At 71.9% G+C, this 24,250-nt stretch carries 23 protein-coding genes; 16 read left to right on the top strand and 7 right to left on the bottom strand.

Annotated elements, in window-relative coordinates; all coding sequences use genetic code 11:
• Positions 1 to 4 precede the first annotated feature (4 nt).
• From V5O40_RS08825 to V5O40_RS08810, 4 genes are all read left to right on the top strand, one after another.
• On the top strand, positions 5 to 601 hold the full coding sequence (locus V5O40_RS08825; RefSeq protein ID WP_332905019.1) for a hypothetical protein: 597 nt from the start codon (positions 5 to 7) through the stop codon (positions 599 to 601).
• Between the two features lie 134 nt (positions 602 to 735).
• A complete protein-coding gene (locus V5O40_RS08820; RefSeq protein WP_332905018.1) occupies positions 736 to 1,491 on the top strand; it encodes an alpha/beta hydrolase in 756 nt (251 codons plus the stop codon).
• A gap of 183 nt (positions 1,492 to 1,674) precedes the next feature.
• Positions 1,675 to 1,857 (top strand): hypothetical protein, encoded by a 183-nt coding sequence (locus V5O40_RS08815; protein ID WP_332905017.1) that lies wholly within the window; start codon positions 1,675 to 1,677, stop codon positions 1,855 to 1,857.
• Between the two features lie 58 nt (positions 1,858 to 1,915).
• Positions 1,916 to 2,293 (top strand): YybH family protein, encoded by a 378-nt coding sequence (locus V5O40_RS08810; protein ID WP_332905016.1) that lies wholly within the window; start codon positions 1,916 to 1,918, stop codon positions 2,291 to 2,293.
• Positions 2,294 to 2,405: 112 nt separating this feature from the next.
• Here the strand turns inward: V5O40_RS08810 and V5O40_RS08805 are convergent, their stop codons facing one another.
• Entirely contained in the window at positions 2,406 to 3,374 is a 969-nt protein-coding gene (locus V5O40_RS08805) for a GNAT family N-acetyltransferase (RefSeq protein ID WP_332905015.1), read from the bottom strand.
• Between the two features lie 31 nt (positions 3,375 to 3,405).
• Positions 3,406 to 4,047, bottom strand: coding sequence for a GyrI-like domain-containing protein (locus V5O40_RS08800; RefSeq protein ID WP_332905014.1), 642 nt, complete (start codon positions 4,045 to 4,047; stop codon positions 3,406 to 3,408).
• A 223-nt stretch (positions 4,048 to 4,270) separates the two neighbouring features.
• Here V5O40_RS08800 and rox point away from each other — a divergent pair, with 223 nt between their 5' ends.
• The 5 genes from rox (at position 4,271) to V5O40_RS08775 (ending at position 9,958) form a co-directional block, all read left to right on the top strand.
• Entirely contained in the window at positions 4,271 to 5,701 is a 1,431-nt protein-coding gene (gene rox, locus V5O40_RS08795) for a rifampin monooxygenase (RefSeq protein WP_332905013.1), read from the top strand.
• A 27-nt stretch (positions 5,702 to 5,728) separates the two neighbouring features.
• Positions 5,729 to 6,103: a nitroreductase family deazaflavin-dependent oxidoreductase gene (locus tag V5O40_RS08790; protein WP_332905012.1), complete on the top strand. Its 375-nt coding sequence runs from the start codon at positions 5,729 to 5,731 to the stop codon at positions 6,101 to 6,103.
• A 25-nt stretch (positions 6,104 to 6,128) separates the two neighbouring features.
• Positions 6,129 to 7,835, top strand: a complete 1,707-nt coding sequence (locus V5O40_RS08785; protein ID WP_332905079.1) for a bifunctional 3'-5' exonuclease/DNA polymerase — start codon at positions 6,129 to 6,131, stop codon at positions 7,833 to 7,835.
• Positions 7,836 to 8,038: 203 nt separating this feature from the next.
• On the top strand, positions 8,039 to 9,145 hold the full coding sequence (locus tag V5O40_RS08780; RefSeq protein WP_332905011.1) for a hypothetical protein: 1,107 nt from the start codon (positions 8,039 to 8,041) through the stop codon (positions 9,143 to 9,145).
• Between the two features lie 219 nt (positions 9,146 to 9,364).
• Entirely contained in the window at positions 9,365 to 9,958 is a 594-nt protein-coding gene (locus tag V5O40_RS08775; protein ID WP_164448187.1) for a nucleotidyltransferase family protein, read from the top strand.
• Positions 9,959 to 10,081: 123 nt separating this feature from the next.
• Here V5O40_RS08775 and V5O40_RS08770 read toward each other — a convergent pair whose 3' ends face one another.
• The gene (locus tag V5O40_RS08770; RefSeq protein ID WP_408631844.1) at positions 10,082 to 10,999 is read right to left on the bottom strand and encodes an amidohydrolase family protein; all 918 of its coding nucleotides are present in this window, start codon (positions 10,997 to 10,999) and stop codon (positions 10,082 to 10,084) included.
• On the bottom strand, positions 10,996 to 11,805 hold the full coding sequence (locus V5O40_RS08765) for a metal-dependent hydrolase (protein ID WP_269742430.1): 810 nt from the start codon (positions 11,803 to 11,805) through the stop codon (positions 10,996 to 10,998). Before V5O40_RS08765 ends, V5O40_RS08770 begins: the two co-directional genes overlap by 4 nt.
• Positions 11,806 to 12,075: 270 nt before the next feature.
• On the opposite strand from V5O40_RS08765, the gene V5O40_RS08760 reads away from it, so the two are divergent.
• Both V5O40_RS08760 and V5O40_RS08755 read left to right on the top strand, forming a co-directional pair.
• A complete protein-coding gene (locus V5O40_RS08760; protein ID WP_332905010.1) occupies positions 12,076 to 12,462 on the top strand; it encodes a bleomycin resistance protein in 387 nt (128 codons plus the stop codon).
• A gap of 77 nt (positions 12,463 to 12,539) precedes the next feature.
• The gene (locus tag V5O40_RS08755) at positions 12,540 to 12,917 is read left to right on the top strand and encodes a VOC family protein (protein WP_332905009.1); all 378 of its coding nucleotides are present in this window, start codon (positions 12,540 to 12,542) and stop codon (positions 12,915 to 12,917) included.
• An 8-nt stretch (positions 12,918 to 12,925) separates the two neighbouring features.
• On the opposite strand, the gene V5O40_RS08750 is transcribed toward V5O40_RS08755, so the two are convergent.
• From V5O40_RS08750 to V5O40_RS08740, 3 genes are all read right to left on the bottom strand, one after another.
• Positions 12,926 to 14,746 carry a serine/threonine-protein kinase gene (locus V5O40_RS08750; RefSeq protein ID WP_332905008.1) on the bottom strand — a complete coding sequence of 607 codons (1,821 nt, stop codon included), beginning with the start codon at positions 14,744 to 14,746 and terminating at the stop codon, positions 12,926 to 12,928.
• Between the two features lie 124 nt (positions 14,747 to 14,870).
• Positions 14,871 to 16,202: a glycosyltransferase family 4 protein gene (locus tag V5O40_RS08745; protein ID WP_332905007.1), complete on the bottom strand. Its 1,332-nt coding sequence runs from the start codon at positions 16,200 to 16,202 to the stop codon at positions 14,871 to 14,873.
• A gap of 140 nt (positions 16,203 to 16,342) precedes the next feature.
• Positions 16,343 to 18,274: an amylo-alpha-1,6-glucosidase gene (locus V5O40_RS08740; protein WP_332905006.1), complete on the bottom strand. Its 1,932-nt coding sequence runs from the start codon at positions 18,272 to 18,274 to the stop codon at positions 16,343 to 16,345.
• Between the two features lie 41 nt (positions 18,275 to 18,315).
• Between V5O40_RS08740 and V5O40_RS08735 the strand changes: the two genes are divergently transcribed.
• The 5 genes from V5O40_RS08735 to V5O40_RS08715 all read left to right on the top strand — a co-directional run.
• Positions 18,316 to 21,012, top strand: coding sequence for an MGH1-like glycoside hydrolase domain-containing protein (locus tag V5O40_RS08735; protein WP_332905005.1), 2,697 nt, complete (start codon positions 18,316 to 18,318; stop codon positions 21,010 to 21,012).
• Between the two features lie 74 nt (positions 21,013 to 21,086).
• On the top strand, positions 21,087 to 21,659 hold the full coding sequence (locus V5O40_RS08730; protein WP_332905004.1) for a TetR/AcrR family transcriptional regulator: 573 nt from the start codon (positions 21,087 to 21,089) through the stop codon (positions 21,657 to 21,659).
• Between the two features lie 314 nt (positions 21,660 to 21,973).
• A complete protein-coding gene (locus tag V5O40_RS08725) occupies positions 21,974 to 22,969 on the top strand; it encodes an acetyltransferase (protein WP_332905003.1) in 996 nt (331 codons plus the stop codon).
• 161 nt (positions 22,970 to 23,130) lie between these two features.
• Positions 23,131 to 23,805, top strand: a complete 675-nt coding sequence (locus V5O40_RS08720) for an HAD family hydrolase (protein WP_332905077.1) — start codon at positions 23,131 to 23,133, stop codon at positions 23,803 to 23,805.
• Between the two features lie 242 nt (positions 23,806 to 24,047).
• Positions 24,048 to 24,250 (top strand): hypothetical protein (locus tag V5O40_RS08715; protein ID WP_332905002.1); only part of this gene is annotated, 203 nt, incomplete at its 3' end.

Below are 24,250 nucleotides of genomic sequence, written 5' to 3'. Positions count from 1 at the left end.
GGGAATGGGCGTCGATGAGCGGTTGCGGCGGATCCGGGGCTGGCTGTGGATCGTGGTGGTGGGCCTGTTCCTGAGCGGAGTCACCGCGTTTCCCCTGGAGATCGAGGTGCGCTGGCTGCTGCGGGCGGCCGATCCGCTCGCCGGGCAGTTCCCGGCCCTGGTCGGCTGGATCGAGCGGGTCCATGTCGGACTTGTCGAGACCGGAGAGCGGTACCCGTTCATGCGCTACGGGACCGACTGGCTCGCCTACGCCCACCTGGTGCTGGCGGTGGCGTTCTGGGGGCCGCTGCGCGACCCGGTGCGCAACGTCTGGGTGGTCCAACTCGGCATGATCGCCTGTGTCGGGATCGTGCCGCTGGCGCTGATCTGCGGGCCGCTGCGGGACATCCCCTGGTTCTGGACTGTGGTGGACCTGTCCTTCGCCGTCGGGGCGTTCCCGCCGCTGTGGTTCGCGTACCGGCACATCCGGGCGATCGAGTCGCTGCGGGCCGAGCCGGAAACGCCGGCCCACTCGTCGACCCCCGAGACCGCCGGGCCTACGCCACCACCCCGCTCGCCTACCGGACCGCATTCCAGCAACACTGATCCACTCGGCCGATGAACCTCGCCGGGTCCGGTGGGGCCGTGCTACCCGGACTCGCGGGATGACAGTGTCAGAGTTCACCCGTTCGGTTGCCGACGCGTGGGGTGAGTGGTCGAATGCCGGTCATGACAGCGGCCTGTCGAGAGTCCTCGATGCTTTTTCCCGCCGCCGACGGCAGTGAGCTGCCCATGCTGGTTTTCGAGCCGGTCGGCGGCACCCGGCCGCTGGCCGGAATCGTGTTGTTCCATGGCGGTGCCCTGCGCGAGGGCTCGCCCGACGGGCTCGCCCCGCACTGCCGGAAGATGGCGTCGCGCGGGATCCTCGCCGGGTCAGCCGGGTATCGGCTGCTCGGTCGTGGCGCTGCCAGCATCGACGACTGCATCGTCGATGTTCGGTGCGCGGTCGAGCAGTTCGCCGGGCTGGCCGCGATGCGCGGGCTCGAGGTACCGCACCTGGCCTCGGGCGGCAGCTCAGCCGGTGCTCATCTGGCGCTCGTCGCGGCGATGACCCCGCCGGAGTCCACCACGGCACCGGGGCCCGGAATCGCGGCCGTGGTGGCCCTCAACCCCGCGGGACTTAATCTGCGCTCCTTCGAGCCGGCGGCGCAGCGCCGCCTCGAACAGCAGGTCGGTATCGCGGCGGGCAGACTCACCGAGTACTCACTCATCGAGTTCGCGCGGCCGGGCCACCCGCCGATGCAGATTCACCACGGCACCCGCGACGAGGTCGAGCCGATCGACTCTGTGCGGCAGTTCCGGGACGTGATGGTGCGCTCCGGTAACGAGTGCACACTCGTTGAGTACGACCGCGCCGGACACGGGTTCCACTACCCCGGCGACGGCGGGCACTTCGACGATGTCATCGATGCCACGGCGCTGTTCCTCCTCGACCGGATCGCGACGACGTGATCGGCAGAAGTCCACGTCCGTGCCCGAAGACCGACCACCGAGAGCCCTGACCAGGTGGTTCCGCCCGCCCTCGCGCCGGGTCACCAGTGACAACGCGTCATGGTTCTGCCCGCTGGATGTCACGGTCAGGTGATGACCTGGTGGCACGTCCCGAGGGGTGCGGTGAGCGCTGCAATGGATCACATGTGCACCATCCGCCTGGCCCGCAACCCCAGTCGACCGGCGGTCGACAGCTCCCGACCCTTCGGCGCCCAGCTGCGGATGAGTTGGTGGAACGACGCGTCCCTACTGATCCTCGCCGTCGTCAACATCGGCACGGTGCTGCTCGTGTGGCTGCGCGAGCGGCGCACTCGGACCGGCGAATAGCCTCGGAGGTGTCCACGATCCCGCCGCCGGCCGCCCGCCGGATGGCAGGGTGTTGTCCATGGACAGGACGCAGGTCGCCGACTGGATCACCGCCTACGAGCGGCTTTGGCGGACGCCGGGCACCCAGGCGCTGGTCACGCTCTTCACCGAGGATGCGAGCTATCAGCAGGGACCGTACTGGACGCCTGTGGTCGGCCTGCCGGCCATCGCCCGGATGTGGGAGCAGCAGCGCAAGGGCCCCGACGAGGTGTTCGAGATGACCACGGACATCGTCGCGGTCGACGGCGACACCGCGGTGTCGCGCCAGGAGGTCCGCTACGGTGACCCGGTCGACCAGGAGTACCGCGACCTCTGGGTCATGCGGTTCGCCGACGACGGTCGATGCCGGTCGTTCGAGGAGTGGCCGTTCTGGCCGGGACAGCAGCCGGCCACCTGATCGCAGCAGCCGGCCACCTGATCGCAGCGGCCGGACCGGGTCGACGGTGGTAGCTCACTGCCGGCTGGCGTGACGAGCCGGCCCACGTCCACGACGGCGACGGATTTCGCGGTCAGTAGCGGATCAGCCGGTGCAGCCGGAGGAACGTCTCGGTGAAGCCCAGCTTCGGCCAGGCTCGCGAGGAGAGCAGGTTGGTGACTCGCCAGTCGGTGACCACGCTGTCGAAACCGGCCGACACCGCCCAGTCGACGACAGCGGCGCCGAGGGCTCGTCCGGCGCCGACGCCACGGGCGTGCGGCAGGACCGCCGCGAAGCCGAGGAACCCGGCGTGTTCGGGGCGGGCCAGGCTCAGGTGCGAGCTCGACTTCTCCAGCGCGCAACCGATGGCGGAGCCGATGACCTGGCCGTCCGCTTCGGCCACGAAGGTGGCGTACGCGGGGTTGTCGATGTCCGCCGTCCATTCGGCGGCGGCTTCCTCAAGCGTGCCCAGCGGGCCGGCGGAGAACGTCGGCGACTGTCCCTGGTGCAGCGGCAACTCAAGATCAAGTTGGGCGAGTGCCGGAATGTCGGCCCGGGTCGCCCGACGCACCGACAGCCCGGCCGGGGTGACCACCGCCGGTGCGGCGGCGGGCCGGATGGCGTGCGCGTGCTGCTGGCCGAAGCCCAGCCGGAACCAGGCTTGCACCAGCTCCGGGTCGTGCGCCGGCACGACGACGTAGTGCGCCGTGCGGCCCTCGTCGACCCAGCGGGTGGCGGCGAGCGCGTAGAGGTCGCGCAGCAGCTCGGGGTCGGTGGCCGCCAGCCCGGCGGCCTCCACCCAGATGTTCGGCCCCCACAGCGGGGACGGCTTCGGCGCACCGAGGACGAAACCCACCGGGACGCCGCCGCGGTAGGCGACCGCCCCCGACGCGTCCGGCGTCTCGTACGCGGTGGTCAGCTCGGCCAGCGTCGCGGCGGCGTCCTCGAACCGGGCGGACAGCAGCGGCTGGGCGACGCGGTGCCGGCGGTGCCGTTCGGCGAGCAATGTGGCGCAGGCAGCCAGGTCGGCGGCCGTGAACGGCCGCAGCTCGGTGCGGGACATGGCCGGACCCTACGTGCCGCCGGTGTCGCGGTCATCCTGGTTTCGACGGCGCGACCCCGGCGGTGACCGGCTGCCGCAGGAGGGTGCGCCGGCTGTCGGGCGCGACCCTGCGGAAGTCACTGAGATAGATCTCGTGGTGTCTGCCGGTCATGCGCAGCCCCTGGGCCGGGATGAACTCGTCGTGCAGTTCCGCGAGCACGGCGGCTTCGTCGTCGAAGGAGCCCACGTGCAGTGTCTGGACGCATCGTCCCTCGGACAGCGGTTCCAGGCGGATGTCGTCGAGGCGTACCGGCTTGTTCTTCGCCCCTGCCTGCCCGACGGCGGCGTCGAACATGGCACCGTCGATCCAGTCCGGGACCATGAGCAGCAGGGTCCAGTTCCACTGTGACTTGTCCCGCGACGTGGTGAAGGCGGCCATGTCGTCGGCCCACCACAGGCCCTCCAACGGCGGGACGACGTAGTCGCGGCCGAGGTCGCGCCTGCTGGCGAACTTCATCTTGTACGCCACCGGATAGAGCGCTTCGACGGCGGTGGTGAACGCGGGTGAGGTGTTCGGGTCGCCGTGGCCGTCGATCATGAGATACCGCAGGTCGGGCACGTCCACGATCCGGAACCGTCCCCGTGGTGCCCGGTAGGCGTCGATGGTCTTCTTGAAGTCGATCTTTTCTGTCATCGCGTGCCTGGACCTGTGCGCCCGGCGAAGAGGTCGACCATCACGCGCCCAGCCTAACGACCCGGGAGGCGGACCGGCGTGCTGGACTCGAAAAGCACAAAGGCAAGGAGGAGAATTCCTTGCCACTGTCAACATATACCGCACCCCCGGTATTGCGGCAAGACCCCGGTCGTGACGCACAATCGTCCGCCGAGCGAAAGAAACGGCATTCCCGGGGGGATTCATGTTCGATGCGATCATCGTCGGTGGCGGGCCGACCGGCATGATGCTGGCGAGCGAATTGCGGCTGCGGCACGCCAGCGTGCTCGTGCTGGAGAAGGAGGTCGAACCGCCACCGTTCGTACGGTCGCTCGGGCTGCATGTGCGCAGTATCGAGGTGATGGATCAGCGCGGGTTGTTGGCACGGTTTCTCGGCAGCGGTAAGCAGTTTCCGATCCGGGGATTCTTCGCGGGCATCGACAAGCCCGCCCCCGACGGGCTGGACACCGCCCACGGATATGTGCTCGGCATTCCGCAGCCGCTCACCGACCGGCTGCTCGCCACGCACGCGGCCGAGGTGGGAGCGGAGATCCGGCGGGGCTGCGCGGCGGTCGGGCTGGAGCAGGACGACGACGGGGTGACCGTCCAGCTCGGCGACGGCGCGTCGCCGGTGCGCGCGCGGTTCGTGGTCGGCTGTGACGGCGGGCGCAGCACCGTGCGCAAGCTGCTCGGGGTCGGGTTTCCCGGCGAGCCGTCGCGGGTGGACACGCTGCTCGGCGAGATGGTGGTGACCGCCTCCGCGGAGGAGATCAGCGCGGTGGTGGCGCGGGTACGCAGGACCGAGAAACGGTTCGGCGTCGGACCGTCGGGCACACCGGGGGTCTTCCGGGTGGTCGTGCCGGCGCAGGGCGTGGCCGAGGACCGGTCGACACCGCCGACGCTCGCCGAGTTCACGCAACAGTTGCGGGCGTACGCGGGCACCGACTTCGGAGTGCGTTCGCCCCGCTGGCTGTCGCGTTTCGGCGACGCGACCCGCCAGGCCGAGCGCTACCGGGTCGGACGGGTGTTCCTGGCCGGCGACGCCGCGCACGTCCACCCGCCGCTGGGTGGGCAGGGGCTGAACCTCGGAATCCAGGACGCGTTCAACCTGGGCTGGAAGTTGGCGGCGGCGATCGACGGCTGGGCGCCGGACGACCTGTTGGACACCTACGAGTCCGAGCGGCATCCGGTGGCGGCGGACGTGCTCGACAACACGCGTGCCCAGATGGAGTTGACCACCAACGAACCGGGGCCGCGGGCCGTCCGACGGTTGCTGACGCAGCTGATGGACTTCGACGACGTCAACCGGTACCTGATCGAGAAGATCACGGCGATCGGCGTCCGGTACGACCTCGGCGAGGGCCATGCCCTGCTCGGGCGGCGGCTGCGTGACATCCAGCTCACCCGCGGGCGACTGTTCGAGCTGCTGCGCTCCGGCGCCGGGCTGCTGCTCGACCAGACCGGGCGACTCTCGGTGGACGGCTGGCGTGACCGGGTTGACCATGTCGTCGACACCAGCGAGGAACTGGACGTGGCGGCGGTGCTGCTTCGGCCCGACGGACACGTCGCCTGGGTCGGCGAGGACCAGCGGACCCTTGAGGTGGCGCTGGCCAGGTGGTTCGGTGGTGTTCGCTGACGCGCACTGAAGAACGAGGAGGTCGGCATGCCGTTACCGCGCTGGCTCGCCCGGTTCAACAAGCGGGTCGTCAACCCCCGGGAGATCCGTCGGGGGGTCCGGCCGATCCTGACCCACGTCGGCAGGTCGTCCGGCAGGACGTACCAGACTCCGCTCGACGCCCATCCGCTGCCCGACGGATATCTCTTCGTGCCCCTGTACGGGCCGCGTACCGACTGGGTGCGGAACGTCCTGGCGGCGGGCACGGCGCGGCTGTCCGTCGGCGGCGAGCAGGTGCAGTTGGATGGTCCCCGGTTGGTGCGCAAGCAGGAGGTGTGGTCGCTGCTCCCGGCGGGCACCAAGGCGCCACCGGGCATCTCCGACGAGTCCGAACTGCTGCGGATGAACGTCCGGCCGGGCTGACGAGCGGACGGAGGCCGGCACCGGGCTGTCGCACGGGCCGGGCAGAATCACGTTCGTGCTGGTGGCGGTGGTCTCTGACGAGCGGGGTGGGGGAGTGTTGCACCCCCTCGACCCGACCGGTGCGCCGCTGGGCGCGCCCGAACCGGTCGTCGACCTGGCCGCCGCGGTGGCCGCCCGCGAGCGCACCGATCGGCCGCGCTGGGTGTGGGCGTCCGGGGCCACGCTCTACCCGACGTTGCTCCGCGCCGGGGTCGCGGTGCAGCGGTGTCACGACGTGGAGCTGACCGAGGCGCTGCTGCTCGGGTACGCCGGCCGGTGGGGTGAGCCCCGCGCGCTGGCGGCGGCCTGGGCGCGGCTGACCGGTGCGCCGGTGCCGGCCGATCCGCCGCCGCGCGCCGCCACCCCGCCCGGCGCGGGTCAGGCCGCGCTCTTCGACGCCGTTCCGGGTCCGCCGGGCCCCGGCGTCAACGCGTTGACCCGGGTGTACGCCGACCAGCTCACCCGGGTCGCGGCGACCGCCGACCCGGGGCGGTTCCGGCTGCTGGTGGCGGCCGAGTCGGCCGGTGCGCTGATCGCGGCGGAGATGGGCACGGCCGGGCTGCCCTGGCGGGCCGACGTGCACGACGCGGTGCTCGCCGAGTTGCTGGGCGAGCCCTCTCCGGTGGGTGGGCCGCCGCGCCGGCTGGCGGAGCTGGCCGCGCGGATCGCCGACGCGTTCGGGGTCCGGCAGGTGCACGCGGACAGCCCGGCCGAGTTGCTGAAGGCGTTCGCGCGGGTCGGCGTGGAGCTGCCGAACACCCGAGCCTGGGTGCTGCGCGGCGTCGACCATCCGGCGGTGCCGCTGGTCCTGGAGTACAAGGAGCTGTACCGGATCTGGACGGCACACGGCCGGGCGTGGCGGGACGCCTGGGTCCGCGACGGGCGGTTCCGACCGGAGTACGTTCCGGGCGGGGTGGTGTCCGGGCGGTGGGCCACCCGGGGTGGCGGCGCGTTGCAGATCCCGAAGGTGATCCGCCGGGCGGTGGTGGCCGACCCGGGCTGGCGGCTCGTGGTGGCCGACGCCGGGCAGCTGGAGCCACGGGTGCTGGCGGCCGTCTCCGGTGACGTCCGGCTCGCCGCCGCCGGGGCGACCGGTGACCTCTACGCCGCGCTGGCCCGCGACGCGTTCGCCGGCGACCGGGCCCGGGCCAAGCTGGCGCTGCTCGGCGCCATGTACGGGCAGACCGGCGGGGCGGCGGTGCCGGCCCTGGCGGTGCTGCGACACAGCTACCCGACCGCGTTCGACTACGTCGAGGCGGCGGCGCGGACCGGGGAGGCGGGCGGGTTGGTGCGCTCCTGGCTGGGGCGGACCTGTCCGCCGGGTACGGGGGGATTCGGTGCCGACGACGCCCCGGCGGACCCGGACGAGGCCGGTGAGGTCCAGTCGCCGCGCGCCCGGGCGGCCCGGTCCCGGGGCCGGTTCACCCGCAACTTCGTCATCCAGGCGACCGCGGCCGAGTGGGCGTCCACCCTGCTCGCGGTGCTTCGCGGCGAGCTGGCCGGCAGCCCGGCCGAGCTGGTCTTCTTCCAGCACGACGAGGTGATCGTGCACTGTCCGGCGGAGCAGGCCGAGCAGGTCGCCGAGGCGGTCGACCGGGCCGGTCGGCGCGCCACCACGCTGCTGTTCGGTGACACGCCGGTCCGCTTTCCGGTGGATCTGTCCATCGTGGAGTGTTACGCCGACGCGGCGTGATCGCCCTCGACGAACCGCCGACCGCGTACGCCGGCAACCAGATGTTCACCTTTTTTTCGTGGTCCGTGCATCGTCGAACAACCGGGAATTCGCCCGCCTGAAAAGGCGTCGCCCGCTGTTTTGGCGTACGCCTGCGGTATGTCACCCTGGCTCCGCAAACGTGACCACGTCGGTCGACGTGATGTCGATTCCAGGGAGGCGGCATGGCCAGGCGCGTCTATCTGCACATCGGTGCGCCGAAAACGGGAAGCACCTATGTGCAGAACGTGCTCTGGAACAACAGTGCCGCCCTGGCGGACGCCGGCATTCTGTTGCCGGCCAGTGCGGCGGCGCACGACCACGCGATGGCCGATCTGCGCGTGGCGCCCTGGCGGGACAGCGACGCCTACTGGACGTGGGACCGGCTGGCCGAGAAGGTACGCGACTGGCCCGGTGACGCGATCATCAGCAACGAGGGGCTGGGCGCGGCGACCGATGCCCAGGCCGCCCGGGCGGTGCAGAGCCTGGAGGCCACCGAGGTCCACGTCATCGCGGCCGGCCGTGACCTGTGGCGGACGTTCCCGTCCTTCTGGCAGCAGAGCGTCCGGGCGCGCAGCGGCTGGCGGTTCGGGGCCTTCCTGCGCGCCGTCGAGGAGGGCAGGGCCGACACCTTCTGGCACAACCACACCGCACCGGCCATGCTGCGCCGTTGGGGCGACCTGGTCCCCGCGCAGCACCGGTACCTGGTGACGGTGCCGCCGCCCGGCGCACCGAGGGACCTGCTGTGGCAGCGGTTCGCCGGCATCCTCGGTATCCCGGACGGGCTGTGTGAACTGGCCGAACCCACCTCGAATCCGTCGCTCGGCGCCGCCGAGATCGAACTGCTCCGCCGGGTCAACCTGGCGCTGGGCGACAGGTATCCGCTGCGGACGCCGTACCAGAAGGTGGTACACCGGCACCTGGTCGACGCCGTGCTCAAGCAGCGCGAGGGGACGCCGTTCGGTGTCGGTCTGGACCGGGCCGACTGGGTGCGGGAGCTGGCCGAGCAGCAGATCAAGGAGCTTCAGGACTATCCGTGTCGAATCGTCGGTGACCTCGACGAGCTGCGGCCGACCGTGATGCGGGAGAGCATCAGCCCCGACGAACTGGACGAGAACCAGCTGCTCCAGGTCGCCGTCGAGACGATCGTCGGCATGCTGGACAACGCCGACCTCCTCAGCCGGCAGCTGGACGCCCCACCCGACAAGGTGAACGTCCTTTCCCGGCTGCGGACCCGCGCGGCCGGCGGTGTCAAGCGCCGGCTGCGGTTGGCCACCCGTCGTGAGCCATAGCCCGGCATCCTGAACGCACTGGTGGCCGGCCGCTGCCGGTCGTACCCGAAAAGTGTCCATGCAGTCCGGATAGATACCCAATTTACACCAAATGCCCCGCCACTCTCCTCCGACCGCTGTCGTTGCAAACGGTGTGCGTAGGACGGGAGGGTCGGGGCCGTGCGCGGTCCCGACCGCTTCCACGCTGGAGGGAGCGCAGCTCTGAACCGGATCGCAGGAATGATCATCGCTGCGGGGGGTGGCCGTCGGATCGGCGGGCCGGAGGCCCTGCTGCACCAGGGCGGCAAGCCGCTGGTCGACCAGATGATCGACACGCTGACGGAGGCGGGCTGCGGGCAGATCGTGGTCGTCCTCGGTGCCGCGGCCGACCAGGTCCGCGAGACCGCCGACCTGAGTCGCGCCACCGTGGTGGTCAACCGCGCCTGGGGCACCGGCGTCGGCTCGTCCATCCGGGCCGGCCTGGCCGGCATCGACGACGACCGGGTCGAGGCGGCGGTGGTGGTGCCGGTGGACATGCCGGGGCTCACCGCCGCGGCGGTCCGTCGGGTGGCCGCGCTGCCCTTCCCCGACGTGCTGGTCTGTGCCACCTACAACGGCCTACGCGGTTACCCGATGCTGTTCGGCCGTCGACACTGGCCGGGCATCGCCACCCTGGCCAGCGCCGATGTCGGCGCCCGCCCGTACCTGTTGGCGCACAAGGACCAGATCGTCGACATCGCCTGCGACGCGGTCGCCGACGGCAGCCGCGTCGACACCCCCGAACTGATGGCCCTCTACGGCCTAACCGTCCCCGAACAACGCGTCGGCGTCTGACCACCCACCCCTTACCCCCACCCACCCTTTTCCTCGTTGATCATGAGGTTAGCGGCAGGTTGAAGATCAAGTACTGCCGCTAACCTCATGATCAACGGGTGGGGTGGGGTGGGGTGGGGGCGGTCAGGGTGGGGGCAGGGTGAACAGGGTGGCGGCGGCTCGCCAGCAGACCATCCGCAGCCAGTCGTCGCCCAGGTCGAGTCGGGCCAGACCGGTCAACTGGTCGGCGTACGGGTAGGGGATGTTGGGGAAGTCGCTGCCCAGGAGCACCTTGCCGGCCAGGCCCAGCTCACGCAGTCGGGGCAGTTCGTCGGCGGGGAAGGGCACGAACCGGTCGAAGAAGGGCGTGAACGCCATCGTGGTGTCCAGGCGTACCCGCTCGTGCCGCTCGGCGAGATCCAGGAAGGCGGGATAGTCCGGAGCACCCAGGTGGGCGACGATCGCGGGCAGCCGTGGGTGCCGGGCGAGCAGTGCGGCGAACGGCTCCGGCCCGGTGTGCGCGGTGCCCACCGGGGCGTGCCCGGCGTGCACGACCACCGGCACGCCGGCCTCGGTGAGCAGGTCCCACACCGGGGCCAACGCCGGGTCGGTGGGCGCGAAACCGCCGACCTGGACGTGCACCTTGAACACCCGGACGCCGGCGTCGATCGCCTCGGCGACGTAGCGCGGCGCCGTCGGCTCGGGGAAGAAAGTGGCCGACGGCAGGCATCCGGGGGTGTCGCGGGCGAAGTCCAGCGTCCACCGGTTCAGCTGCTCGGCCATGCCGGGCCGGTGGGCGTACGCGAGCGCGCTGAACGCCCGCACCCCCAGCCGACGGAGGTGGTCGACCCGTTCGGCGTCGCTCCACCGGTACCGGATCGGCCACTCCAGCCCCACCAGCGGGCCGGCCGAGTCGAAGTACTCCCACACCCGGCGGCGCAGCCTCGGCGGCAGGAAGTGCACGTGCACGTCGACCAGGCCGGGCAGGCCGAGCCGCTGCCAGAACCGTGGCACCACCTCGTCGGCGGCCACGACCGCCGGGTCGACGGCTTCGACGCTCACAGGTCGAGATTGAACTTCTGCAGCACCGATGGAGCGACCAGCCCGACCGCGGCCAGCACCGAGACGACGGTCAGCGCGGTGCGGACCACGACGATCTCGGTCTTGCCGCCGGCCCGCAGCGCGATGCTGTCGGGCAGGCTGATCGGTGTCCACATCCGGCGTTTGATCGGAATCGGCCACAGGATCGGTACGCCGGCCCGGGTGATCATGTCACCGATGATATGCACGAAACAGCCCACGCCGACGGCCAGCCCGATCATCGGATAACCCCGGTCGCCGGGCAGGTTCGCCGCGGTGAACGTGGCCGCGCCGGCCGAGACCAGGGTGACGATGACCCAGCCCGCGCGCTCGGCCCACTCGTCGAACAGGCCACGCAGGGCGAGACCGATCATGAAGAACAGGATGCCGATGACCGCCCACTTGCCGTACCGGGCGCACAGCGTGGTGGTGCCCCAACCCACCAGCACCGTGAACGGGATGGTGTGGGTGAGCGTCCGGTGACCGTTGCTGCGCTTGGGATCACGGCTGAGCTTGGTGGCGTAGTAGACGCCCAGCGAGACCTTCTCCACCACCTCGGCGACGAACAGCGAGAAGACGCCGAACGTACGGGCCACGGTGGCGCCACCCTGGTTGCGGGTGACCTTGCCGGACAGATCGAGATCGGGCAGCAGCGCCCCACCGGCGCAGACGGCGGTGCCGACGGCCAACGCCAACGGCGACTGCTCGTAGTCGTAGAAGTGCTGTAGCGCCCAGGACCCGCTCAGCCATACCGCCGCGCCAGACAGCGCGTGCGACGGTCCCATCATCTCGGCTCGCCCTCCCCAGGGATCTTGAGCGCCAAAACTACGCCACTGTAGTTCGCGGCGGCGCCGCAGGGGGACCGTCTTCGTCGTCCACTTCGGACGGTTGTCGGAGTAGGTCCGTGGACCGCGCCGACCACCAGGGAGTATGGCAGCGCGTGGCGGTTGGTCGGCACGATCTGTCGGCCATGGGACGGCGGTGTCGCCCGAGGCCCGGGTGGATGTCGGTGGGGCGGGTTACCGTCCTGGCCGACGGAGTGCTGGCGGGAGGACCGGATGGCCGAGAAGATCAGGTTCGAGCGTGTCGCCCCGGTCGTGCCGGTACGCGACCTGGATGCCGCGCTCGACCGCTACCGCAGGCTGGGCTTCACCGTGCGTGCCTACCCAGGGGGCGAGCGGTACGGATTCGTCGAACGCGACGCTGTCTCGCTGCACCTCACCGAGTGGGCCGAGCATGATCCCGCCCGCACCGCCTCGACCGTCTACCTCTATGTCTCCGACGTCGACGCGCTGCACGCCGAGTGGGCCGCGTCAGGTGTCGAGGGCCGGCTGACCGGTCCCCGGGACACCCCGTACGACCTGCGCGAGTTCGCTCTCGTCGATCCCGACGGCACGCTGCACCGGGTGGGCTCGCCGATTTCCCGTGCGGTGTCGGGCGGTTGACGCCGGTGGCTGTGTTGCCGCCTGTCGCTACGCTGAATCGACCCGTACCGTTTGATGCTCCGACGCCAGGAGGTCTCATGGTTCTCTACCGGGACATCGAGATCGGTCGACGGTTCCTCGTCGACGTCCTCGGCTTTGAGGAGAAGGCGGTCGAAACCGACGGGACCGGTGCGGTCCACCGGGTCGACCTCTCGCTGGGTTACTTCAACCGGGTCACGATCGGTCAGGCCGGCGCCGGTCCGAACGGACCGGCTGCCTCCGACGGGGCACACCACCGATTCACCATCGGGACCAACGGCTGGGAGGTCGAGACACTCCTGGAACGGGTGCGAGCGGCCGGTGCCCCGGTCACGGACGTTCTCACCGACGACATCTTCGGCGACTGTGCGTTCACCACGGAAGACGCGGAGGGTAACCGCTGGACCATCCGCGGCATCGTGGCACTCACCGGCTGACACCGGTTCTACCGTCCGGTTCGGAAGCCGAGCCGGACGGTGGCCAGTTGGCTCGCCGCGGTCGTCCAGTCCCGCTCGTGCGTGATCCAGCCCAGCGTCCAGGAGCGGCTCCGCGCCGGACCGTCCGGCACGATCTGCGTGGCGCGCAGCCGGTCACCGTGCGGTGTCAGCCAACTGAACTCCCACTCGATCGCCTCGCCGACCCGACCGAGCCGGAACTCCTGGTAGCCCGGCAGGGTGCCGCCGGCCAACTCCCGATCCCGCACCGCCCGCAGTCGGGCCGTCGGCTCGGTGGTGGCGTCCGCGCTGTCCGCCACGGTGAACGCGCGACCGGTGGCCGGATCCTGGAAGCAGGCCACGTCGTCCTCGCGGGAGTGCCGCCAGTCGGCCGGCAACGCCACCCGGAAGCCGCCGGCGTCGGCATGCCACACCCACCCGGCGGGCGGCCGGAACCCGTCGGCGGGCCGGGGCGGGGCGGAGCGCAGCGAGGCACCGTCCACCCACGGCCGTACGCAGGGCAGCGGCGGAGGGACGAGGCCGCCGGGCGGCGGACCGGGCGGGGGCGGGCGTCGTCCGTCGCGCGGTAACGGGTTGTCCGGCCCGGGCGCGCCCACGTCGTACGACTGAGGGCTGCCCGGCTCCGAGGATTGGTCCGCGCCCGTGCCGACCACCGTGAGGGCGGTGCCGATCCCGGCCGCCATGGCGACCAGCACGGCGACCGCCGCCAGGGCCCAGGGCCGGGCCACGGCATCCCGGCGCGGCTCGCCGTCCGGCGTGACCGTCGAGGTGCCGGCGGACGACGTGGGCGACGGGGAGCCGCCGATCCGGTCCGAGCCGTGCCCGCTGGTCTGCTCCGGCTCGTTCCGGTGACTCCGGTCCGCGTCGTGCCGGTGGGCCCGGTCCGGCTCGTGCGTCGCCGGAGCGGCTGCGGCTTCGGGCGACGCGGCGGTGTCGGCGGGCGACGATCCGGCCGTGGGCAGGGCAGCGGTCTCCGCACCCGACCGGTCGGGCTCGTCGGCGGGCCCGACCGCGGCCAGCAGCCGACGGCGCGTCTCGGTGTGGTCGGTGCGGTGCGCGGGGTCGCGGCGCAACAGCCCGGCCAGCACCGCCGACAGCGGCCCGGCATGCGGCGCCGGGTCCGGTGGTGCGGCGGCCAGCGCGCTCAGCGTCGCCATGGCGGTGCTGCGGGCGTACGGGGCGCGGCCCTCGACCGCGGCGTGCAGCGTGGCGCCGAGCGACCAGAGGTCGGCCTGCTCGCTGGACACCCCCTCGGCGGCCCGTTCCGGCGCGACGTACTGCGGCGAGCCCAGGATGGTGCCGGGCCCGGTCATCGTCTGATCGCCACCGTCGAACACGGCCAGCCCGAAGTCGGTGAGCAGCACCCGACCGTCGTCGGCGACGAGGACGTTCGCCGGCTTGACGTCGCGGTGCAGCACCCCGGCGTCGTGCGCCGCCCGCAGCGCGTCCAGCAGGGCCAGACCGATCCGAGCGGCCCGCTGCGGCGGCAGCGGCCCGCCGGCGTCGAGGAGGTCCTGGAGGGTGCGCGACGGCACGTACTCCATCACGATCCACGGCACGTCGGCCTCGGAGACCACGTCGTAGACGCGGACCACGTTGGGGTGGTTGAGCCGCGCCGCGGTCCGCGCCTCACGCAGGGTACGGGCCCGCAACTGGTCCAGCTCGTCCCCGCCGAGCCAGGCCGGCAGCACCACCTGCTTGATCGCCACCTGGCGGTGCAGCAGCTCGTCCTCGGCCCGCCAGACCGTCCCCATCCCGCCGCGCCCGACCTGGTCGAGCAGCCGGTACCGGCCGGCGATCACCGTTCGCACATCGCTCCCATCCGCCGCGTCCGGCGTACACCCCCAGGGTCCGTGTCGACGTCTTCGGTCGGACCGTGGACGTCGACACAGACCCTAGCCAGCGGATCGGGATTCACCTATCCGGCCGGTCCATTCAGGAGGCGGCCCCGCCCACCGCGAGGAGGTTGCCGTCCGGGATGGCGATGGTCTGTCGGCGCGTGGGCAGCTCGGCGGCGGTGCGCCGGGGCTGCGGTGTGACGTGCTCGCGGCGGGCCGCGGCGTACGCCTCGGCGGTGCGGGCGGCGATGGTGGCCCAGCCGTACCGCCGGCCGACCATGCTGCGTGCCTGCCGGGCGACCCGGCGGGCGAAGACCTCGTCGCCGAGCAGCTGCCCCACGGCACCGGCCAGCGCCGACGGGTCGCTGTGCGGGAAGGTGACGCCGGTGACGCCCGGTTCGACGATCTCGGCCAGCCCGCCGGTGCGGGCCACGGCCAGCGGGGCTCCGGCCGCCGCGGCCTCCAGCGCCACCATGCCGAAGGGTTCGTAGAGGCTGGGCACCACCGTCGCGTCGGTGGCGCCGAGCACCGCCGGCAGTTGGGTGTTGTCGAGAAAACCGGTGAAGCGGACGGTGCCGCCGAGCCCGAGCTGACGGGTCCGGTCCTCCAACTCGCCCCGGTAGGGGCCGTCTCCGGCGATCAGCACCCGCAGCCCGGGATGCCGCGCGCGCAGCTTCGGCACCGCGTCGACCAGGTGCTGCACGCCCTTCTCGTAGACCAGCCGGCCGGCGTACCCGACCAGCGGACCGTCACCGGCGAAGCGGGCGCGGGCCGAGGCGACCGCGCGGGGCCGGGCCCGCCAGGCCCGGTCGTCGACGCCGTTGGGCACCACGTCGACGCGGTGCCCGGGGGTGTCGAACAGCGTGGTGACCTGATCGCGCATGTAGCCGGAGCAGGCGATGACCCGGTTCGAGGCGTTGCTCAGCCAGTGTTCGACGCCGTGGATGGTGCGGTTCATGTCGTCGGGGAGCCAGCCTTGGTGTCGGCCGGCTTCGGTGGCGTGGATGGTGGTGACGAGGGGGAGGTGGAGGTGGTCGCGCAGGGTGATGGCGGTGTGGGCGACGAGCCAGTCGTGGGCGTGGATGACGTCGTAGGTGGCGGTGGTGGTGGCGTGCAGGGCGGCGCGGGTGAGGGTGTGGTTGAAGGCCATGGTCCAGGCCAGTAGTGAGGTGGTGGCGAGGGGGAAGGTGACGGGGTCTTCGGCGGCGCGGACGACGTGGACGCCGTCGACGTATTCCTCCAGGGGTGCGCCGTCGGTGTGGCGGGTGACGACGGTGACGTGGTGACCGGCGGCGGCCAGGGCGACCGACAGGGCGTGCACGTGTCGACCGAGCCCGCCGACGAGCACCGGCGGGTACTCCCACGACAGCATCAGCACCCGCTGCGAGCGTGCGGGGTTGATGTCGATCACGTCGGCGTTCGGTGACATACGCGCCCCCTTTGAGTTGTCTCCGCGCACCCCTGGGAAGCCCCCTGACGGGTGGCGTTCGCGTTGCGGCCGGATCGGGACCAATCCTGGTCGTAGCTGGCTAACCGGCGGAGACGTAACCGTTGCGGGGGTGTAAAGCGCTACCGGCGGACGCGCAGCAGCTCCGCGACCGACCACGCCTGGAAGGGGCACCCGGTGGCGGTGTGCGGGGCCGTGCCGTCGGCGGTCTCGCTGACCGAGCCGAGGCCGTACTCGCTCAGGTGCGCCTCCAGACCGGTGAACAGGTCGTCGACCGGCAGCCCGGCCCGCCGGACGGCGTCGGCGTACGGGCCGATCAGCCACGGCCAGACCGTGCCCTGGTGGTACGCGGTGTCCCGCTCGGCCGGTCCGCCCCGGTGCCGGCCGAGGAAGCCGGGACAGTCGGGGGACAGGCTGCGCGGGCCCAGCGGGGTGAGCAGCCCCGCGCCGAGGTGGCCCAGTGCCCCGGCGTCCGGCTCCATCGGCGCGAACGGCAGCGACCAGGCCAGCAGCTGGTTGGGACGCAGCAGGTCGTCGTCGTGGTGGGCGGCACCACCGAGCGGGTACGCCGGCGCGGGCGCGTCGACCACGTCGTGCAGCCAGCCGGCCGGGGTGGGGAAGCGGTCCCGGAACGCCTTGACCGCCCGATCGTGCAGCCGGTGCAGTTCGTCGGCGTCCTGTCCGGCGAGTTCGGCCAGCTCGGCGATCCCGGCCACCCCGTTGATCCACAGGGCGTTGACCTCGACCGGCTTGCCGTGCCGAGGGGTGACCGGCACTCCGTACACCCGGGCGTCCATCCAGGTCAGCGCGGCCCCGGGGGCGCCGCAGGTGAGCAGTCCGTCGGCCGGGTCGACGGCGATGCCGTACCGGGTGCCGGCCACGTGCGCGTCGACCACCGCGCGCAGCGCCGGCAGCAGTTCGTCGCCGAGGTCGGTGTCGCCGGTGACGGTGACGTGCCGGCTGACCGCGTGCAGGAACCACAACGTGCCGTCGACGGTGTTGTACTCGACCCGCCCGGTGTCGGCGGTGTTGGCGAGCATCCCCTCCGACAGCGTCGCCGCGTACGAGCGCAGCAGCTCGCGGCCGAGGTCGGCCCGGCCGGTACGCAGAAACAGCCCCTCGTACGAGATCATCGTGTCCCGGGACCAGGCGCCGAACCACGGGTAGCCGGCCACCACGTCCGGCCCGGTGGCGGTCCGCACCACGAACGCGTCGGCGGCGAGCGCCAGGGTCGCCTCGACCGCGTCGGCCGGCCTGGCCGCCGCGACCACCTGCCGGTTGCGGTGCCGCGCCGCCGCCACCACCTGCGGGCCGGGCGGCGGTTCCTGCTCCAGGTCCGTGGCCCAGGCCAGCACCGACAGCGTGTCGCCGGGGCGGTGCAGGGTGTCGCGGAACTGGCCCGCGTACCACAGGTCCTCGTCCGGGTGCAGGCCCCGGGCCGCCTCCTCGCGGTGGTACACGCCCCGCCACCAGTGGCCCTGCGGCGACCAGCCGGGCCCGGACAGCCGGTACGCCCCCTCGATCACCGCGCCACGGTCGACCGGGTCCATCCGCAGGGGTGGCCCGTCGCCGCGTCGCTCGCCGTGCGCGTCCCGCCAGGTGCCGGCGGCGGCCAGCTCCAGCTCGACCGGAGGGCCGCTGACCAGCCGATGCACCACCGCGACACAGGAACGGCCGGGCAGCATGGCCAGTTCCCGCTCGATCACCACGTCGCCGACCCGCCACCGCCAGCGCGGCAGACCGTCGGCCAGGTCGAAGCGTTCCAGCAGCTCGAAGCCGCGCGGATCCACGTCGCCGGAGACCCACTCGTGCGCGCCGAGGCGCACCCGGGCGCCGGAGGGCAGCAGCACCGCCGGATCGAGGCTCGCCAGTCCCACGGTGCGGGAGGCCGGCGTCGCGCCCGGGACCACCAGCAGCCCGTGGTATCGGCGGGTGCGCAACCCACCCACGGTGCCCATCGCGAATCCGCCCAGGCCGTCGGGGACCAGCCACTCGCGGCTGGCGGCGCTGGTCAGCTCGCCGCAGACCTGCGAACCGTAGCGAATCTCGATCAACTTTCCTCCACGGCGGCGAGGCGTAACACGACACGACGACAATGGCCGCTGTGGAGAAGTACCCCGGCGGCGTCGAAGATGTTCAGGTGATCAATGACAGTTCGCCCTCCGCCCCCGACGTCGAGCGGATCCGGCTCGCCCAGGCCGATGCCGGGGAGCAGGACTGGCGCGCATGGGGTCCCTATCTGTCCGAGCGGGCGTGGGGGACGGTACGGGAGGACTACAGCGAGCACGGCACGGCCTGGGACTACTTTCCCCACGACCATGCGCGGTCCCGAGCCTACCGGTGGTCCGAGGACGGCATGGCGGGCGTGTGCGACGACCGGCAGACGTTCTGTTTCGCGCTCGCGTTGTGGAACGGACGGGATCCGATCATCAAGGAGCGGATGTTCGGCCTCGGTGGCGACGGCGGCAACCACGGCGAGGACGCCAAGGAGTACTGGTGGTACGAGGACTCCACGCCCACCCACTCCTGGATGCGGTGGCGGTACCACTACCCGCAGGCCGCCTTCCCGTACGACGAACTGGTCGCGGTCAACGGGCTGCGCGGCCGGGACGACACCGAGTACGAGCTGGTCGACACCGGCATCTTCGACGACGACCGGTACTGGGCGGTGACCGTCGACTACGCAAAGGCCGGCCCGACCGACATGTGCGTCGTGGTGACCGTGGCCAACCGTGGTGAGGAGGCCGACCGGCTGCACGTGCTGCCGCACCTGTGGTTCCGCAACACCTGGGCATGGGGGTTGCCCGGCGGTGACCGGGTGCCCCGGATCGTCGGAGCCGGACGGCGGCTCGTCGGCGAGCACTGGGTGCTCGGTCAGATCATGCTCGAAGGCGACGGCGACCCGACGCCGCTGCTCTGCGACAACGACACGAACGCCGAGCGGCTGTGGGGGCTGCCGAGTCGTACCCCGTACCCGAAGGACGGCATCAACGACCACGTGGTCGACGGGGCGGAGACGGTCAACCCGGACCTGGAGGGCACCAAGGGGGCGTTGCACTACGTGCTGGACGTGCCGGCCGGCGAGCAACGGCGGATCCGGCTGCGGCTGACCCGTACCGCCCCGCCGCCGGGCGGCGGCCAGCCGCCGCCGGCCGACCTGGGCGACGGCTTCGACGCGGTGGTGTGGGCCCGTCGCGCCGAGGCGAACCGGTTCTTCGACGCGGTCATCCCGGCCGAGGCCAGCGCCGACGAGGCGTTGATCGCGCGGCAGGCCATCGCCGGGCTGATGTGGGGCAAGCAGTTCTACCACTTCGACGTCAAACGGTGGCTGGAGGGCGACCCCGGCTCGACCCCGCCGGCCGGTCGACGGTACGGGCGCAACAGCCACTGGTGGCACATGACCAGTTTCGACGTGATCTCCATGCCGGACCCGTGGGAGTACCCGTGGTACGCCGCCTGGGACCTGGCCTTCCACTGCGTGAGCATCGCCCGGGTCGACCCCAACTTCGCCAAGGAACAGTTGCTGCTCCTGCTGCGGGAGTGGTACCTGCACCCCAACGGGCAGATCCCGGCGTACGAGTGGGCCTTCGGCGACGTCAACCCGCCGGTGCACGCCTGGGCGGCGTTGAAGGTGTTCGAGATCGACGGGAGCCGGGACCACGACTTCCTGGCCCGGATGATGCACAAGCTGCTGATGAACTTCACCTGGTGGGTCAACCGCAAGGACACCGGCGGCAACAACGTCTTCGAGGGCGGGTTCCTCGGGCTGGACAACGTCGGCCCGTTCGACCGCTCGGCCGCGCTGCCGGTGGCCGGGGTGCTGGAGCAGTCCGACGGCACCGGCTGGATGGCGATGTACGCGCTCAACCTGCTGGACATCGCGATCGTGCTGGCCGAGCACGACCGCACCTGGGTGGACACCGCGACGAAGTTCTTCGAACACTTCGCCTACATCGCGGCGGCCGCGTACGACCAGGGGTTGTGGGACGACGAGGACGCGTTCTTCTACGACGTGCTGCGGCTGGCCGACGGCACGAAGGTGCCGTTGAAGGTGCGCTCGGTGGTGGGTCTGCTGCCGCTGGCCGCGGTGACCCGACTGACCGCGCGGACCCTGCACCGGCTGCCCGAACTGGGTGCCCGGCTGCGTTGGTTCCTGACCAACCGGCCCGAGTACGCCTCGGTGGTCGGCGCGCGGCGGCTCGGCCCGGACGGGCGGCAGCAGCGGCTGCTGTCCATGTGCGGCCCGGAGCAGGTGGTGCGGTTGCTCGCCCGGATGCTGGACACCGACGAGTTCCTCTCCGAGTACGGGCTGCGGACGCTGTCCCGCGCCCACCTGGACAAGCCGTTCGCGGTGACCCTGGGCGGGCAGGAGTTCTGCGTCGGCTACGAGCCCGCCGAGTCGACGAGCGGCCTGTTCGGTGGCAACTCGAACTGGCGTGGCCCCATCTGGATGCCGACCAACTTCCTGCTGATCAGCGCGTTGCGTGACTACGCCGCGTTCTTCGGTGACGACCTGCAGGTGGAGTACCCGACCCGCTCCGGGGTGAAGAAGACCCTGGACGAGATCGCCGACGATCTGTCGGCCCGGCTGATCGCGCTGTTCACCCGCGACGGCTGGGGCCGCCGGCCGATCTACGGGGCGGCCCAGTTGTTCCAGACCCACCCGGACTGGCGCGACCTGGTCGCCTTCCCGGAGTACTTCCATGGCGACAACGGCGCCGGTCTCGGCGCGTGGCACCAGACGGGCTGGACCGCCCTGGTCGCCGACCTCATCCTCACCCTGCGCCGCTGACCGGGCCGCCGCCTTCAGTCGCCAATCCGTCGCGACCGGGTGACCCTGCGTGACGTGGGGCTAGCATCGGCGGCGTGTCCGGAGCAGACGAACCAGGCACCGGGCGGGACGGCGACGCTATCGTCACCACCGCCTGGCAGCTGGCCGAGGCCGAGGGCCTGGCCGCGGTGACCACCCGCCGGCTCGCCGAACGCGCCGACGTCGACCTCGGTGCGCTCTACCAGCGCTTCGCCGATCGGGACGCGGTGGTCGCCGCCGTCGCGGTGCGCGGCTTCGCCGACCTGGCCGCCGCACTGACCGGCGCACGCGAGGCGGTCGACCACCCGACGGAGATCTGGCCGGCGGTGACGGCGGCCTACCTGGACTTCGCGTACGCCAATCCCGAGGTCTACGACGCGATGTTCGCCCACACACCGGAGCTGACCCTCGGCGCCGAGCAGGTGCCCGAGACGGTCGCGGCGACCTTCGCGGAGCTGCGCACCGCGCTGACGCCCCTGGCCGCCGGCCGCGACGCCGACATCCTCGCCGAGCTGGGCTGGAGCCTGCTGCACGGCATGGTGATGCTCACCCGCGGCGGCCGCCTACGCCCCGACACCCAGGAACACCGCGAACACCTCCTCAGCGAAACCCTCTTCAACCCCCACTGACCCACCCCACCCTCCCGCCCCCTCCCCGCCCCCTCCCGGCCCCTCCCGGCCCATCCCGGCGCGGTGATCAAGAAGTTTTGGTCGGAGTTCGTGCGCGGGAACGACGCAAACTTCTTGATCAACCGAGAGGGGGAAGGAGGACGGGGAGGGGGAGGGGGCGGGTGGTTGCGGGGGGTGGGGTGGGGGCGTAGGTTCGCGGGCACGCCGATCGAGTGGAGAGGAGGTCAGAACAATGTCCGATGTTCTGCGCCCCGTCCGCGGCCCGGCGTCCACGCGGATCTGACCCGGGGCGTCGCTGTCCCGGAGGATCTGCCATGACCGATGTGGTCATCCGCCCGCTCGTCGCGGGCGAGGAGAAACTGTTCGACTCGATGACTGACCCGCTGCCGCAACTGCGACAGATCAGCTACGCCGACGGGATCGCCGGTGGCGGCTACCGGCCGGAGCACACCTTCGTCGCGCTGCGCGGCGACCGGGTGGTGGGGCGCGCCGCCTGGCTGCTGCTGCCCGGTGCCGTCGGCGAACCGTGGCTGGAACGCTTCGACCTGGATCTCAGTTCGTTCACCGGTGCGGCGCGGCCGGCCGAGCCCGCCGGGTCGGTCGACGCCGTGCGCCTGGTCGATCCCGCGGGGCCGGTCGACCCTACGGGGCCGGTCGGCACGGCGTCGGAGGTCGGTGCGGCGTTGCTGCGCGCCGCGCATGACGCGCTGGGTGGCCCGAAGGTGTACCACGCGGCGCTGCCGGCGTACTGGCGGCGGCAGCCCGAGGTGCGGGCGGTCGCCGAGGCGACGATGGCTGCGGCCCGGCTCGCGGGACTGGTCGAGCGGGGGGAGCGGCTGCGGTTCAGTTGGGCGGGTGGTCCGTTGCCGGCTCCGTCCGGCCGGTTCTCGTTCCGCCCCGCCGCCGACGCGGCGGAGATCGAGGCGCTGGTGGCCCGGATCGCCGAACCGGTGGTGCTGACCGGTGCCGAGACCGCCCGGGCGGTGGCCGGAGTGGACCTGGCCCGCGATCCAATGGCCTGGTTGACCGGTACGCCGCTCGGCAACTGGCGCGTCGGACTGCACGGCGACGAACCGGTGGGGCTGGCGGGGCCGACGGCCGACGCCTGTTTCCCGATGATCGCCTACCTCGGCCTGCTGGACGAGTCGGTGTTGGGTGAGCTGCTGGCCGACGCGGTCGCGGCGTTGGCCGGCGGCGGGGCGTACGAGGTGGTCGCCGACGTGGACGCGCACCGGGTGGCGGTGGTGGCGGAGCTGGAGCGGACCGGCTTCCGGAGGATCCGCTCCCGGGTGGTCTTCACGCCGGCCTGAGCCGACGATCGGCTGCATTCCAGTGACTCCACACGCCGGTACGACGGTCACTGGAATGCAGCCGATCGGGGACAGGTCTCCGGTTATCGGGTCGTCGGGCGTGCGCCGGTTCGCCTAGAGTCCGCCAGGTGACGCGTGAGACAGCCATCGAGCCGGGACGGGTGCTGGTCTTCGACGCCGACGACACCCTCTGGGAGAACAACGTCGTGTTCGAGCGGGTGATCGACGACTTCCTGGAGTGGTTGGACCATCCCACGCTGGACCGGGCGCAGCTGCGGGCCGTGCTCGACGACATCGAGCGGGCCAACGCCGTCACCCACGGGTACGGCAGCAAGGTCTTCCTGCGCAGCCTGCGGGAGTGCCTGGAACGGCTGCGCCAGCGTCCGGCCACCGAGGCGGAGCGCCGGGAGATCGACGAGCTGGCGGTGGCCCTGGTGACGCACCAGGTCGAGCTGATGCCGGGGGTGGCCGACGCCCTGGACGAGTTGGCCGGCCGGCACGAGCTGCTGTTGCTGACCAAGGGCGAGCGTGCGGAGCAGCAGCGCAAGCTGGACGCCTGCGGGTTGCTGCACCACTTCTCCGCCGCGCACATCGTGGCGGAGAAGAACGTCGAGACCTACCGGTGGCTGGCTGGGCGGCACGCGCTGGATCCGGGCCGGGCCTGGATGGTCGGCAACTCGCCACGTTCGGACATCCTGCCCGCCCGGGCCGCCGGCTGGAACGCGGTGTTCATCCCGAACGCGAACACCTGGGTGCTGGAGCACGACGAGTTGGACCCGGCGGACGCCGGTGTGCTGCACCTGCAAGCCTTCCCGGACCTGCTGCGTCACTTCTGACCACCGCCATCGAAGGCGGCGCACCCAGCGAAGGCCACCACCGCGCGACGGCGGTTCGACGCCGATCAGCGTCGGAGTCGGGTGAGGCGTTACGCCGGACTGCCGGGATTGTTCCCTGGTGGGAATAGTGCGGGCTGGGACTCGGCGGACCTTGTCCGCTGCCGGTGGCAGTGCCTAGCCTCGGCCGCGGCGTCGCGGCTCGCCGGGGTGAGTCGCGCGCCGCTGTCCGGACGTGGGGCACCGTGGAGCTGAGTGCGGGCGGGTCGGTTGCCGTGCTGGGGCTGGCCGGTCCGCCGGACGGCGCTCAGCAGGCCCGCCGTCCACCTCCGGACGGGTCAGGACCGGAGCCGGTGGGCCCGGTCCTGACCCGGGCCCGGTCGGGGCGGGCGAGCTGCGCCCGTCAGGTGGCGGCGCCGCGGACGATGGCGACCGCCCCCCGGCCCAA

The organism is Micromonospora palythoicola, from assembly GCF_036689795.1.
GTDB lineage: Bacteria > Actinomycetota > Actinomycetes > Mycobacteriales > Micromonosporaceae > Micromonospora > Micromonospora palythoicola.
The sequence above is the reverse complement of the archived record's forward strand: the minus strand, read 5'-3'. Positions and strand labels throughout refer to the sequence as shown.

What these genes read in the sequence shown, in the direction of transcription:
- V5O40_RS08765 (WP_269742430.1), bottom strand. Translation starts at nt 11,805, where the DNA reads ATGATGGGACCGTCGCACGCGCTGTCTGGCGCGGCGGTATGGCTGAGC.
- V5O40_RS08775 (WP_164448187.1), top strand. Translation starts at nt 9,365, where the DNA reads ATGATCATCGCTGCGGGGGGTGGCCGTCGGATCGGCGGGCCGGAGGCC.
- V5O40_RS08820 (WP_332905018.1), top strand. Translation starts at nt 736, where the DNA reads ATGCTTTTTCCCGCCGCCGACGGCAGTGAGCTGCCCATGCTGGTTTTC.
- V5O40_RS08800 (WP_332905014.1), bottom strand. Translation starts at nt 4,047, where the DNA reads ATGACAGAAAAGATCGACTTCAAGAAGACCATCGACGCCTACCGGGCA.
- V5O40_RS08760 (WP_332905010.1), top strand. Translation starts at nt 12,076, where the DNA reads ATGGCCGAGAAGATCAGGTTCGAGCGTGTCGCCCCGGTCGTGCCGGTA.
- V5O40_RS08825 (WP_332905019.1), top strand. Translation starts at nt 5, where the DNA reads ATGGGCGTCGATGAGCGGTTGCGGCGGATCCGGGGCTGGCTGTGGATC.
- V5O40_RS08805 (WP_332905015.1), bottom strand. Translation starts at nt 3,374, where the DNA reads ATGTCCCGCACCGAGCTGCGGCCGTTCACGGCCGCCGACCTGGCTGCC.
- V5O40_RS08810 (WP_332905016.1), top strand. Translation starts at nt 1,916, where the DNA reads ATGGACAGGACGCAGGTCGCCGACTGGATCACCGCCTACGAGCGGCTT.
- V5O40_RS08725 (WP_332905003.1), top strand. Translation starts at nt 21,974, where the DNA reads ATGACCGATGTGGTCATCCGCCCGCTCGTCGCGGGCGAGGAGAAACTG.
- V5O40_RS08780 (WP_332905011.1), top strand. Translation starts at nt 8,039, where the DNA reads ATGGCCAGGCGCGTCTATCTGCACATCGGTGCGCCGAAAACGGGAAGC.
- V5O40_RS08815 (WP_332905017.1), top strand. Translation starts at nt 1,675, where the DNA reads ATGTGCACCATCCGCCTGGCCCGCAACCCCAGTCGACCGGCGGTCGAC.
- V5O40_RS08755 (WP_332905009.1), top strand. Translation starts at nt 12,540, where the DNA reads ATGGTTCTCTACCGGGACATCGAGATCGGTCGACGGTTCCTCGTCGAC.
- V5O40_RS08745 (WP_332905007.1), bottom strand. Translation starts at nt 16,202, where the DNA reads ATGTCACCGAACGCCGACGTGATCGACATCAACCCCGCACGCTCGCAG.
- rox (WP_332905013.1), top strand. Translation starts at nt 4,271, where the DNA reads ATGTTCGATGCGATCATCGTCGGTGGCGGGCCGACCGGCATGATGCTG.
- V5O40_RS08790 (WP_332905012.1), top strand. Translation starts at nt 5,729, where the DNA reads ATGCCGTTACCGCGCTGGCTCGCCCGGTTCAACAAGCGGGTCGTCAAC.
- V5O40_RS08735 (WP_332905005.1), top strand. Translation starts at nt 18,316, where the DNA reads ATGGCCGCTGTGGAGAAGTACCCCGGCGGCGTCGAAGATGTTCAGGTG.